Here is a 13,283-nt window from a genome sequence, read left to right on the forward strand (position 1 = left end):
CAATGTTTCCGATGACTCCTATCGCAGGAGCGCTTGCGCTTATTTTTTGCGCAGGCGCGCTTGCCAGTGAAAGCCAGCCTGCGAACAAGTCCGTAAGTTTGCTCCAGCAGGCTGAAGGTTTGCCTGCAGAGTTTCATGAATTCTTTTTTGATGTTCCATTGGCTGTTCGAGTCGAAGTCGATCGACAGTTCCTGGGCGAAGCCATGATCCTGTTGACCCGCGATGAGCGAGTGACGCTGATCAACTTTACGGATACACGCAACAGTGACCTTGCTTCGAGCGAGCGTGATGAGTGGGCCGCTTTCCTGACGCAGGGCGCGACGTTGGGCGCCTGTAAAAGTGGCTGCCCTCGGCAATTGCAGTCGGTTTACTACAGTCTGGAAGACTCGATGGTGTCGTTGGTGACGGAGAACGCCGAGCGCGATCCGCAAATCCGACAGTTTCATGATCAGCCTGAAGGCGGCAGCCACGGTATGATTGTGCGCAAACAACTGAACATCAGCGGCGGTCAGCAGCAGAATATCGCCGGCCGTTATGGCCTGGAGGCAACCGCGAGCCTGGGCAACTGGACGAACACGTTCAATGCTCAACTGTCGCGCAGGTCAGGAACCGATACGGGCATCAAGCATGCTGTCCATGAGTTGCATGCCCAACGGGAACTGGAGGGCAACTTCATCCGTGCCGGGTATTTCACGCCCAGTGCCCAAGGTCTGACTCGGTCTGTGCGCACCATCGGGCGAGGTCCCGACACGGTAATGGGTCTGATGTACGGCAGTTCCGACAGCTTGGCGATCGACAACGCCAACCCCAGTATCTATCCCATTACGGTGACCGCCAACCGCCAGGCGATGGTGGAAATCTATCGCAACGGTGTGCTGATCAACAGTCAGCAGGTGGCGAGCGGTCTGCAGGCGCTCGATACACGTCCGCTGCCCGGCGGAATCTACGAAGTGGAAGTACGGGTGGTCGAAGACGGTCAAGTGATTACCACCACTTCAGAGCTTATTTACAAGCCCACTAACTGGCGCAACCCGGAAAATCGCTGGCGCTACAACCTGTTCGCCGGTCGCGAGAGCAAACTGCTCAGCAATTGGCAGGAGCGCGATGACGGCGAACTGACGGCAGGCGCTGCCTTTAACTTCTTGCTGCATCCGCGAGTTGTCCTGGGGCTTTCAGCCCGTCAGGTCAAGGAGCAGATGCAGTTGGGCACCTCTGCCGACTGGACGGTGGGCGAGAAAACGTCCCTTTACACCAGCCTTTCCCAGACCAAGGGCGAAGGCACGGGGATGGAGGTGCAAGGTGTGCATCGCTACAACGGCGGCAGTCTGGTGTTGCGCCATCAGCGCAGCTGGCTGGACACCCGTAATACTTACGAAGTGCTGCCGGACGGGACACACATCCGTCAACGCAACACCTACAACGGACAAACCAGCAATACATCGCTGTCGGTGAGTCAGCGCTTGAACAGCAAGAGCTCGGTCAGCGCGCAAGTCTCCCAAAGCCAGGGTTATTCCGAAGGCGTGGGCATCGACCTGAGCTGGACCCGCAACGCACAGCTGTTCGGCAACCGCGCCGACTGGCGCGTGGCGGTGTTCGATCGACCAGGCACGGTTGGCACTGCCGACCAGCGAAACCGCGGGATCGATATCAGCCTGCGCATGGCACTGGGTTCCGACGGTCACCAGGTGAGCGGTAGCGTCGGTCAACGTACATCGCGTGACGGTGGACGCGATCCGAACGCGTCCGTCACCTATCGTCGCGACCTCGAGGATCACGTCCTGCAAAGTGTTTCTGCAACTGTCAGCAAGGATGTGTACGGGACAGGCCAGGCGGGCACGGCTGATTTCAAGACTGACCAGGTCAGCGGTTCGATGCATGCGCAACGTTCCTCCTACAACGGTCAGATCAGCGGCGGTTTGAATCTGGACAGTACTTTGGCGGTCAGTGGCAAAAAACTCGTAATGAGTAGCCAGGCCTCGACCGGAGAGGCGGGAATGATCGTCGATGTCGAGAGCGATCTCGATGATATCGAGCTGCGGGCCGACGACTTCGCCGGTACCCACGCCACGTTGCGGCCGGGGCGCAATTTCATTCCCGTTTCGGCGTACAAGAACGGCACGGTGAATTTCGATTTCAAGGGCACCGATGTTCCTGCGGCGGCAATCCAGCCTGCGCGCACCACCTATCACTTGAACAAGGGAGGGGTGGATTATCGTCAGGTGCGCATTCTGAAGACCGTGACCGTGATGGGGCGCCTGTTGGATGCCGGTGGAAAACCGTTGAAAGGCCATCACGTCATCAACCATGCCAGTCGTGGTATCAGCGAAGTCGATGGGTTCTTTTCCATGGAACTTAGCGAGAATTCTCCTACACTCGAAGTGCGGCACGACAGTCAGTTGTTATGCCAGTTCAGGCTCGATCCAGCCTCCCAGCACCGAGAGAATGATGTGCTGATGGTAGGGGATCTACGGTGTCATCCGGACACCTTGGCCGAAGCTGCTTATAAGTCTGAGAAGGCCAGTTGATGGGCACTTATACAAAAGCAGTCAGAACATGGCGTACACAGGACAGTCAAATGAACAAGTTACTCAACCGTCTGGTGCTGGGATCGGCACTTTGCGGGTTTGCAAGTTTAGCCAATGCCGCTGTATTGGAGGTGCAAGCCGAGATCAGGCCGGATCCGCTTAATCCGGGAAGCGCGGAGATTATCAATCAGACACCTCAAACCGGGTATTGCACGGAATATCCGGGTAATTGCAGTAGCAAGGGGATTCGAAGTAACAGCTTCTCTATTGCTTTTACGTCGTCAGGGGGCATTGCCAAAGATCATGTGATCCCTTTTGGTTTTCCGACGACATGGCGCAGATTTACTGTCCAGCATGCGGTGATTCCTGGCGAAACAGCGGAGATCGAAATTCGCATTGCCGGAGTGGGGACCCGTTATCGCTTGAGCAGAACAGTGCAAGCAATAGTCGGACTTCCGGCGGATTTTCCTGTGTTTGATTCTCACGCCTATCTCTGGCAACCCTCGTGGGTTGAGGCAACTGGTTCCTGCCGGCAAGTCAATGATACTTCCCAGGGGGCTGATGACAATAATACAGATTTTACGGCATTTTGGTTGACCCCCCAGAACGTCACCACTTGCCCAAGGAGTCCGAAATACAACATTCCCGGCATGACTTTGCAACGGCTCGATGTACATTATGAGTTGCGAGCTGTTCGACCGGAGCAGTTGATAAGTGGCGACTATGAAGGGTCGTATACTTACTCCACCAGCGGCGATTTCGATATGGGTGTCTTGACCCCCAATGACGGTGCAATGACATTCAATTTGAACCTGGCGGTAAAGCAGGACGTCAACGTCAAAATGTCCGCCGACAGTATTGCCCTGGCACCCAAGGGCGGCTGGATGGAGTGGATCACCCATGGAAGACGACCGGAGAAAATACTGGGTGACTTGCGGTTTTTCATCTTGACGTCTACGCCGTTTAAAATGGATCTCAGCTGCAGTCAACCGGGAGCTGGAACCTGTCTGATAAACAACGGTACCCATGAAGTACCTGTCGATATCAGTGTCAGCCTGCCAAGTCCTTGGGTGGACAATGCAGACCAGCCGGTTGCACGGCGTCCACTGAAGATAGGTGGTGCCGGCCTGGAGCATCTGAAGCCTGCAGGTTTGCCCACTCGACAACCCAGTCTGCTGCATTTTGAAGTGCAGCAAGATTCAGTTGCAACAATGCACGACGCTAGCAGTTATCGAGGAATCGTTAATATAACTTTTGATTCCGATATCTAATCGCAGTAGCAAAGCCTGAGGCTTACTCAGGCTGTTGTCCCAGTACGAGGCTTATCTCATGAAATCCATTTATATGTTGTTGTGCACATTTTTCTTCAGTCTGTGCGCGCACGCCGGCCCCAGCCTGCAAATTGGTAGCTTCTATGACTTTATGAAGGGCGATCAAAGTACCTATCTGAAACGTATTCATAACGGTGGTACTTCAACGGCGTTCGTCAAGATCGAGATCAAGGAGATTTTTTATCAGCAGAATGGAAACTCCCGCGAAGAGCCCTTGAAGAGTGTTGATGGCAGTACCCGTGACGGCCTGGTCGCCAGCCCGGCCAGGCTAATCGTACCGGCCAAAGGAACTCAGGGTACCCGCCTGCTGTATACCGGCGATCGGAGTAAAGAGCGCTATTTTCGCGTTCGTTTTCTACCCGTTGTTCCCGAAAAAGAAGACAAGTTCGCCGTCTCGGACACTGAGCGTGAAACGTATGAAAAGGAAATGTCAGCCGGTTTTAACGTAATGGCCGGTTATGGCATGGTGTTCTTTGTTCGACCGGGCAATACCCGTTTTGATACCAAAATCGATAACACTGCCAATGGTTATCAAGTGAAAAACAATGGCAATAGTGTAGTTGTCATCGATTCCTTCAAGGATTGTTCGGCGAAGAACGAAGATGATTGCAAACCGACCAGAAAAGTTCACTTGATTCCAGGTCATGATTTCGCGTTCGACAAACAAGCGGGTCGAGTCTATCGCTATAACCTGATCGAGGACGAAAAGAAGACACCTGTGCAAGTGAAGGGATAGTTCGGTTTGCGTGGCCACTGTCATTTTGACTATGGCCACGCTTGCTTTCGGGGGCTGATTACCCATTCATGTGGCATTAGTCATGTTGACCCGAAAATATTCGACAACTTGTCCGGTGACACTGCAACTCGCCCTTGCCGGTGGCTTGGTGATTCTGGCTCGCAAGCTCGCTCGCGAAGGCGGGGGCACAAACGCACACACTCCAGCGATTGACGAGGGACTGTCAGCCACTCAGTCTTCCGGCTCCATTTTTATTCGCGGAGACAGTCGATGCCCTACGTAACGATAGATGGACAACCCCTTCACTACATCGATCAAGGCAGCGGCCCGACGGTTCTGCTGGCCGGTAGTTACCTGTGGGACCAGGCCATGTGGGCACCGCAGATCGCCGCGCTGTCGCAACAGTATCGTGTGATAGCCCTGGACCTGTGGGGACACGGCCAATCCGGGCCAATGCCTGTCGGTACGACGTCGCTGGATGACCTTGCGCGTCAGGCTCTGGTCTTGCTCGATCATCTGGACATCGAGCGGGTCACTCTGGTCGGCCTGTCGGTCGGCGGCATGTGGGGCGTGCGCCTGGCGCTGTCGGCAGCGCACCGGCTCAATGGCCTGGTGTTGATGGACACCTACCTCGGCGTCGAACCGGAACCGACTCGCCAGTACTACTTTTCACTGTTGAAGCAGATCGAAGAGGCGGGTGTCATCACTCCAGCGCTGCTGGATATCATAGTGCCGATCTTCTTTCGCCCCGGCATCGACCCGCAGTCGCCTCTGTACCAGAACTTCCGTGCGGCGCTGGCGGCTTTGCCCACTGATCGCCTGCGTGAAAGCATCGTGCCGATGGGGCGCATTACCTTTGGCCGCGAGGATTTCATGGCCCGACTGGGTGAACTCGACGGTGCCAGCACACTGGTGATGTGCGGTGATCAGGACATTCCGCGTCCACCGGAGGAAGCCCGTGAAATGGCCGAGTTGATTGGCTGCCCGTGGGTGCTGGTGCCAGAGGCTGGGCATATTTCCAGTCTGGAAAATCCGGAGTTTGTCAGCCAGGCGTTGCTGGCATTTTTGGCGGAGCGTAATCCGGAGTAGGGTTTGCGAAAAAGATCGCAGCCTTTGGCAGCTCTGTAGGAGCTGCCGAAGGCTGCGATCTTTTGATCCTGCTTACTTCGGCCCGAGAATCTTCACCAGCTTGTCCGGTGACGGCGCGCCCTGCTGTTGTTGCAGATTACCCTTGTCGTCCATGTAGAAAATCGCCGGTGTCGCCTGCAGCTCCAGCTCTTCCATCAATTGCATGTTGGCCGCGAACTTTGCCTGAATCGCTGACGGCACTTCCTTCAAGGCCTTGAGCGAGCTGCCCTTGCCGGCGGCTTCGTGGTCCTGCAGGGCTTTTTCCGGGTCTTTGGCGGCAAGCAGTGCGGCGGATTTTCCCGGGCTGTCTTCGCGGATGATGCCCACCATGATGTGGCGCAACTGCACCTTGCCGGCCTTGACCCACGGCCGGGCCTGTTCCCAGAACATGTTGCAGTACGGGCAGTTCGGGTCACTGAACAGGTACACCACGCGCGGCGCATCCTTCTTGCCGTCACCGATCCAGTTGCTGGTTTCGAACTTGGCCCAGACTTCCTTGGCCATCGGCGCGTACACCAGTTTCTGCAATGGCGCGCTGCTCAGGTCATTACCCTCGGCGTCGTACAGATTGCCCAGTAGCACGTGTTTACCGTCCGGTATCAGGTACAGCGCCATGCCGCGGCCCTGGTATTGCGCGGCATACCCGCGCAAACCGTCAGGGGCGTCGAACTGGCCGACGATTTTCGCGCCCTTGGCCTCGATTTTCCTGATCGCATCGGGCAACTCTTCGGCCTGTACCGACGGCAGGTGCAATAGGGCGGCACCGAGGCTCAGGGTCAGCAGGTGGCGGAGGCGGGGCATGGCAGTTTCCTTGAAGAGGTGGCGGGTACGGTGTCGAAGTTTTCCAGTGCGCGAGCCAGGCTGGCGTTTGACAGCTCACCCAGATGGCTGCCCAGCAGGCGACCTTCGGGGCTGTAGAACAGCGTAGTCGGTAATGCCATGGAACCGACGGCCTGGCTCAGTCGCCCGCCGCCGTCGAACAGCACGTTGGACAGGCTCAAGCCCTGGGTTTCCAGAAAGGTCGCGACGCTTTGCATGCTTTCCGCCTGATTGACGAACAGGAACGTCAGGTCCGGACGTTGTTGCTGGGCGCTTTCCAGCACCGGCATTTCCCGGCGGCACGGCGGGCACCAGGTGGCCCAGAGATTGATCACCAACGGGCCGCCCTTGTAGTCGGCCAGTTGCACGGTTTCGCCGGCGGCGTTGCGCAGGGCGATTTCCGGCAGGCGTGTGCCTTGTTCATAAATCGACAGGGAGAACGTTGCCAACAACCAGAACGCCAGGCCGCTGGCCGCGCCAAAGCCCAGTGGGCGGCGCAACCCCGGGCGACGCCAGCCGCGATACAGCGTGGCGAGCAGCACGACAATCACCCCCGGCCAGGCGAGAAAACCGCCATCGCGCAGGTCGATGATCTGCCACGGATCATTGCGGTAGTGCGCCCAATAGACCGCCACGAAACTGATCCGGGCCGCCAGCATGCCCAGCAGAAACAGGCTGAACAGCGCGGACTCGGGGTTTTCTCCGCCGCGCTTGGCCACCCGCCAGCCGACAAAAGTGGCCAGCGCCAGCGCACTGATCAGCAGCAGGTGATTGAGCGCGATGGCAAAGGTGCCGAGGGTGAAGGTCAGCATCAACGGGCGTCTCGGGTGGTAATCCAGCGTTGCAGGAAAGTGTCGGCATCGACCTCGCCGGTGATGCGCTGGTTGCGCCGTTCTTCACCGTCAGCGCCAATCCACAGCAGGCTCGGAGGCCCAGGCACTTTGTAACGGCCGAGCAACTCGCGGCTGGCGGCATTGTCGGCGGTGACGTCCAGGCGGAGCAAGCGCACATCGCTCAAGGCTTCAAGCACTTTGGGTTTGCCAAACACCTGCTTCTCCATGACCTTGCACGACACGCACCAGTCGGCGTAGTAATCCAGCAGCACCCACTGGCCCTGAGCCTGCGCCACATCGAGCTCCCTTTGCAGCGCAACCGGGTCCTTGATCGTAGTGAAGGCGTCGTGGCCAGTGGGCATGGCAGCGACGGCGGAATTGGAGGCGCGGAAGACCTGTAACGGCTTGAGCAGATCATCACTGCCGCCGGCCGCACCGATCATCAACAGACTGCCCCACAAGCCGAGCAGCAACGAGCTGGCACCGAACAGTTGAGCAATGCGACCGAAGCCACCCGACTGTTTCCAGGCGCTGTAGGCCGCAATCAACAACAACGCCCCGCACAGGCCGACCCATAACGACTCATCCAGCACCGGGCGCAACATCAGCAACGCCGTGGCGAGGAACAGGAAGCCGAAAATGCCTTTGACCAGGTTCATCCACGCGCCCGGCTTGGGCATGAAGCGATTGCCAACGGTCACCAGCAACAGCAGCGGCACACCGATACCGATGCCCAGGGCGAACAGAATCAATCCGCCATGCAACGCGTTACCGCTTTGCGCGATGTACAGCAGCGCGCCGGCCAGTGGTGCGGTCATGCAGGGCCCGACCAACAGACCGGACAGGGCACCCAGCACCCCGGCGCCGATCAGGCTGCCGCCGCGCTGATTACGCGAAACGTTTTCCAGCCGATCCCGCACGGCCACCGGCAGTTGCAGCTCGAAGTAGCCGAACATCGGCAGCGCCAGCAACACGAAAATCACCGCGAAACTGCCCAGCAGCCAGGGGTTCTGCAACCAGGCTTGCAGGTTCGCCCCCAGGGAGGCGGCCAGGACACCCATCGCCGCATACACCAGCGCCATGCTGACCACGTAACTGCCGGCCAGGGCGAAACCACGCTTGGGCGAGGCGCCGCTGCCGACGATCAGCCCGGCGAGAATCGGCAGCATCGGCAATGAACAAGGGGTGAACGCCAGCAACAGGCCCAGGCCGAGGAACAGCACAAGGCTCCAGCCCAGTGCCCGTTGCTGCAGGCCGCTGGCCAGCGCCTGGTCCGGTGCTTCGTTGGCCGCGCTCTGCACATGGGTATTGCCCAGGTCCACGATCCTGGTTTGCGGTGGATAACACAAACCGGCATCGGCACAACCCTGGTAACTGACCTTGACCTGGCCGCTGGCACCCGCTGGTATCTTCAGTTCCAGACCCTGGCGGTAGACTTGCTGTTCACCGAAAAACTCGTCGCTGTGGGCTTCACCTTCCGGCAACGCAGGGTGCTGCCCGACAGGCAATCCATCGAACTTCAAGCGTTTCTGGTACAGGTAGTAGCCGTCGGTGATCTGCCAATAGAGCTGTGTTTCACCGGATTCCAGGCGTTCAGAGGTAAAGGTGAAGGCTTTATCAACCGGGAGAAATTCAGGTTTGGTGTCGAACGGATTGGTTGCCGCCTGGGCCAGGCCCGCGATCAAAAGGGTAAACAGTAAAAACAGACGACGCATGGATAAGCCTTTTCCCGGTACTAGTGAGGTGCACAGTGGCGGGTGGCGATTAACCGATGATTAACCGTCCCGGCCTTGTGGCGATGGCGTCTGCGGCATAATGTCGACTTAATCGGTCAAAGGCTTAATCAGCTTTATTTCTACGAGGCTCCCCATGCACGTATTGGTATGCGAAGACGATGAGCTGATCGCCAGCGGCATCGTTGCCGGCCTGACCGCCCAGGGCCTGACCGTGGAGCACGTGGCCACGGCGTCCGCTGCCCGGGCCATGCTCAGGGTCGCGGAATTCGATGTCATGGTGCTCGACCTTGGGCTGCCGGACGAAGATGGCCTCAAGCTGCTGCAGCAGTTGCGTCATCAGGGCCTGGAGTTGCCGGTGTTGATCCTCACCGCGCGTGATTCGGTCACCGACCGCGTCGATGGCCTGCAAGCCGGTGCCGATGATTACCTGCTCAAACCCTTCGACCTGCGCGAACTCGCTGCGCGCCTGCATACGCTGTTGCGCCGGGTGGCGGGGCGCAGCGTCAACCTGATCGAACACGGCGCCCTGACCTACGACCCAAGCAGCCGCGAAACCACACTCGCCGGCCAGCCGGTGGATCTCTCGCGTCGCGAGCAGTCGTTGCTGCAAGCCTTGTTGCATAACCGTGGCCGGGTGCTGTCCACCGAGCAACTGAAGGACAGCGTCTACGGTTTCAACGACGAGCTGGAAAGCAACGCCCTCAACGTTCATATCCATCACCTGCGGCGCAAGCTCGGCAATGGCATTGTCGAGACCGTGCGCGGCCTGGGCTATCGCCTGGGGCCGGCTGATGGCGGAGAAGAATCGAAGTGATGAGTCTGCGTTTGCGCCTGAGCCTGACGCTCGGCGCCGCGTTTGCGCTGATCTGGGCCCTGGCTGCGGCCTGGATGCTCAGCGATTTGCGCAATCAAATGATGTTTTCCCTCGACCAGCGCCTGGTGGCGTCGGCACGCATGGTCGCCGGCCTGATGGAGCAACTGCCACCCCTGCCGAGCAAGGGCGAGGGCACCCACTTCAGCGCCGAACAACTGAACATACCGGGTGGCATGGCGTGCCAGGTCAGCTCGCTGCGCGGTGAAATCCTTGCCCGCAGCCACACCGATCCGCAGCAGACTCTGGAGGCCGAGAAGCTGGGTTTTCACGATCAGATGATCGACGGCGCGCCGTGGCGCAGTTTCACACTGGCCCGGGGCGATCTGCGCATCACCACCGCCGACCGGCAGATTGAGCGTGAGGCGTTGAACATGTCGATCCTGCTGGCCGCTTCCGTACCGGTGGGCGTGGCGCTGCTCGGTTGCCTGTGTCTGCTCTGGCTGGGCATCGGCCAGGGGCTGGCACCGCTCAACCGCATGCGCGACGCCTTGATGCGCCGCAGCGCCGACTCCCTGGAACCCTTGCAGATCCAGCCATTGCCCAGCGAGCTGCAACCCTTGCTGGAAACCCAGAACCAGTTGCTCCAGCGTATCGGCAAGGCCATCGAGCGCGAACGTCGTCTGACCGGTGACGCGGCCCACGAGTTGCGCAGCCCGCTGACCGCCATCAAGACCCACCTGCAAGTGGCGCGCATGACCGACGGTAGCGCCCGGGACCAAGCCCTGGCGCGCGCCGAAGAGGGGGCGGATCGCATGCACCGCACCCTCGAGCAATTGCTGTTGCTGGCACGGGTCGAGGGCAGCCTGTCGTTTGACGACGGTGTGCAGTGCAATGCCGAGCAAGTGGCAAAACTGGCGATCCAGGATGCGGCGAGCGGTGATCGCCAGCGCATCAGGTTTCAGGCGCCGGGCAAGGTCTCCGCTGCGCCAGTACAAATGCCTGCCGTGCTGTCGATCGCCGCGCTGCGCAACTTGCTCGACAACGCACTGCGCCACACTCCCGCCGACAAAGCGGTGGAGTTGAGCCTGGAAACCACCGGCAATCGTGTGCAGTTCGTGGTGCGCGACCATGGGCCGGGGATTGCCGAAGAGGATTTGCAACACTTGACCCAACGCTTCTGGCGCAACGGCCATAGTACGGGTTGCGGCCTGGGGCTGGCGATCGTCCAGGCGATCGTTCAGCGTTGCGGTTGTACGCTGCATTTCGATAGCCGACCGGACGGTTTGCGGGTCGAACTGACGATGCCGCTGCAACCGGTCTGAAAAACACCACAAAACCCCTGTAGGAGCGAGCTTGCTCGCGATGGTCGATAACGATAACGCGTGCTTTCTGAATGCACGCGGTGTTCTTGAGTTCATCGCGAGCAGAGCTCGCTCCTACAAAGGTTTCCGTGTTACCGCCTAAATCCCTCAAGCGCTGATGCGTTTCCAGAACAGGAAAACCGTATTGAGGGGTCGAGAGATGTCAGTCGCTACCAGCCTTATCGTAGATCAGCCGGCGACGTCCGCCGAGACGCTTTATCAATTCAATGAATCGCCATTGCTGGCCCGCCAGAGCCAGCAGGAATCAAACGCCCGCAGTTATCCGCGACGCATTCCCCTGGCGCTCAAGCGCGCCAAGGGTATTTACGTCGAAGACGTCGAAGGCCGCACGTTCATCGACTGCCTGGCCGGTGCCGGGACCCTGGCCCTGGGGCACAACCACCCGGTGGTGATCCAGGCCATCCAGCAAGTGCTGACCGATGAACTGCCGCTGCACACCCTGGACCTGACCACCCCGGTCAAGGATCAGTTCGTCCAGGACCTGTTCGGCCTGCTGCCGCCTGCCCTGGCCGCTGAAGCGAAGATCCAGTTCTGCGGTCCCACGGGCACCGATGCCGTGGAAGCCGCCCTGAAGCTGGTGCGTACCGCCACTGGCCGCAGCACCGTGATCTCGTTCCAGGGCGGGTATCACGGCATGAGCCAGGGCGCGCTGAGCCTGATGGGCAGCCTCGGGCCGAAAAACCCGCTGGGCGCCTTGCTCGGCAGCGGCGTGCAGTTCATGCCGTACCCTTACGATTATCGTTGCCCGTTCGGGCTGGGCGGTGCGCAAGGGGTGAAAGCCAACCTGAGCTATCTGGAAAACCTGCTCAACGACCCCGAGGCCGGTGTGCAATTGCCGGCGGCGGTGATCGTGGAAGTGGTGCAGGGCGAGGGTGGGGTGATCCCGGCCGACCTGGACTGGTTGCGCGGTGTGCGGCGGATCACCGAAAAGGCGGGTGTCGCACTGATCGTCGATGAAATCCAGAGCGGATTCGCCCGTACCGGCAAGATGTTTGCCTTCGAACACGCCGCGATCATTCCCGATGTCGTGGTGATGTCCAAGGCCATCGGCGGCAGCCTGCCGCTGGCGGTGGTGGTCTACCGCGAGTGGCTCGACACCTGGCTGCCGGGCGCCCATGCCGGGACCTTCCGTGGCAACCAGATGGCCATGGCCGCCGGTTGCGCAGTGATGCGTTATCTGGTCGAACACAAGGTTTGCGAGCATGCCGCCGCCATGGGCGAGCGCCTGGCCGAGCACCTGCGCATCCTGCAACGGGACTTCCCGCAACTGGGTGATATTCGTGGGCGTGGCTTGATGCTCGGTGTCGAACTGGTCGATCCGACGGGCGCACTGGATGCCCAGGGTCACCCGCCGGCGTTCGCCCGCCTGGCCCCCCTGGTACAGCGCGAATGCCTCAAGCGTGGCTTGATCCTGGAACTCGGTGGCCGCCATGGCGCGGTGGTGCGCTTCCTGCCGCCACTGGTGATCAGCGCTGCGGAAATCGATCAGGTGGCCGGGATTTTCGGCCGGGCCCTGGCGGCTGCCAGCCGCGATCTGTAAATTTTTTGCGCCGCGTAACGTTCCTTCTACATAACGGCTGCGCATACGGCGCAGCCCGCCCAACATCGATGGAGAGACAGCATGACTTCAGTATTCGATCGCGAGGACATCCTCTTTCAGGTCGTGGTCAACCATGAAGAGCAATACTCGATCTGGCCCGATTACAAAGCCGTACCACAGGGCTGGCGCACCGTGGGTAAAAGCGGGCTGAAAAAGGAATGCCTGGCCTATATCGAAGAGACCTGGACTGACATGCGTCCGTTGAGCCTGCGCCAGAAGATGGATGAGCAGGCGGCTGTGGCGAACTGATCCGTCGCCCATAAAAGAGCCCGCTGAGCCGGTAAGGTCAGCGGGCTTTTTCATATCGGGATTTTGTGTTGTCTGTCAGGCCGCCTTCGCGAGCAAGCCCGCTCCCACAGGGGACCGCATTTCCAATGTG

The 13,283-nt window shown here is 59.5% G+C and carries 11 protein-coding genes; 8 read left to right on the forward strand and 3 right to left on the reverse strand.

All coding sequences use genetic code 11. From position 1 onward, the window contains the following. The first annotated feature begins 2 nt into the window (after positions 1-2). From BSF40_RS30175 to BSF40_RS30190, 4 genes are all read left to right on the forward strand, one after another. Positions 3-2,525 (forward strand): TcfC E-set like domain-containing protein, encoded by a 2,523-nt coding sequence (locus BSF40_RS30175; RefSeq protein WP_095968096.1) that lies wholly within the window; start codon positions 3-5, stop codon positions 2,523-2,525. Between the two features lie 50 nt (positions 2,526-2,575). Next, positions 2,576-3,796, forward strand: coding sequence for a hypothetical protein (locus BSF40_RS30180; RefSeq protein ID WP_256589623.1), 1,221 nt, complete (start codon positions 2,576-2,578; stop codon positions 3,794-3,796). 58 nt (positions 3,797-3,854) lie between these two features. Beyond that, positions 3,855-4,592 (forward strand): hypothetical protein, encoded by a 738-nt coding sequence (locus tag BSF40_RS30185; RefSeq protein WP_015094088.1) that lies wholly within the window; start codon positions 3,855-3,857, stop codon positions 4,590-4,592. A 270-nt stretch (positions 4,593-4,862) separates the two neighbouring features. Continuing rightward, positions 4,863-5,681 carry an alpha/beta fold hydrolase gene (locus tag BSF40_RS30190; RefSeq protein WP_095968098.1) on the forward strand — a complete coding sequence of 273 codons (819 nt, stop codon included), beginning with the start codon at positions 4,863-4,865 and terminating at the stop codon, positions 5,679-5,681. Between the two features lie 72 nt (positions 5,682-5,753). Here BSF40_RS30190 and dsbG read toward each other — a convergent pair whose 3' ends face one another. The 3 genes from dsbG to dsbD are packed head-to-tail and all read right to left on the reverse strand — an operon-like array spanning position 5,754 to position 9,087. Beyond that, entirely contained in the window at positions 5,754-6,521 is a 768-nt protein-coding gene (gene dsbG, locus BSF40_RS30195) for a thiol:disulfide interchange protein DsbG (RefSeq protein ID WP_095968099.1), read from the reverse strand. Then, complete coding sequence (locus BSF40_RS30200; RefSeq protein ID WP_095968100.1) at positions 6,497-7,351, reverse strand: TlpA disulfide reductase family protein; 855 nt, start codon at positions 7,349-7,351, stop codon at positions 6,497-6,499. The genes dsbG and BSF40_RS30200 overlap by 25 nt, the downstream gene beginning before the upstream one ends. Next, positions 7,351-9,087, reverse strand: a complete 1,737-nt coding sequence (gene dsbD / locus BSF40_RS30205; protein ID WP_095968101.1) for a protein-disulfide reductase DsbD — start codon at positions 9,085-9,087, stop codon at positions 7,351-7,353. The genes BSF40_RS30200 and dsbD overlap by 1 nt, the downstream gene beginning before the upstream one ends. Positions 9,088-9,241: 154 nt before the next feature. On the opposite strand from dsbD, the gene BSF40_RS30210 reads away from it, so the two are divergent. The 4 genes from BSF40_RS30210 (at position 9,242) to BSF40_RS30225 (ending at position 13,153) form a co-directional block, all read left to right on the forward strand. Then, entirely contained in the window at positions 9,242-9,922 is a 681-nt protein-coding gene (locus tag BSF40_RS30210) for a response regulator (protein ID WP_095968102.1), read from the forward strand. Then, positions 9,919-11,244, forward strand: coding sequence for an ATP-binding protein (locus BSF40_RS30215; protein WP_095968103.1), 1,326 nt, complete (start codon positions 9,919-9,921; stop codon positions 11,242-11,244). The genes BSF40_RS30210 and BSF40_RS30215 overlap by 4 nt, the downstream gene beginning before the upstream one ends. A 199-nt stretch (positions 11,245-11,443) precedes the next feature. Next, complete coding sequence (locus BSF40_RS30220) at positions 11,444-12,844, forward strand: aspartate aminotransferase family protein (RefSeq protein WP_095968104.1); 1,401 nt, start codon at positions 11,444-11,446, stop codon at positions 12,842-12,844. An 81-nt stretch (positions 12,845-12,925) separates the two neighbouring features. Further along, positions 12,926-13,153, forward strand: coding sequence for an MbtH family protein (locus BSF40_RS30225; RefSeq protein ID WP_015094098.1), 228 nt, complete (start codon positions 12,926-12,928; stop codon positions 13,151-13,153). Positions 13,154-13,283 lie beyond the last annotated feature (130 nt).

It is taken from the genome of Pseudomonas sp. ACN5 (assembly GCF_002303975.1).
Taxonomy (GTDB): domain Bacteria; phylum Pseudomonadota; class Gammaproteobacteria; order Pseudomonadales; family Pseudomonadaceae; genus Aquipseudomonas; species Aquipseudomonas laurylsulfatiphila.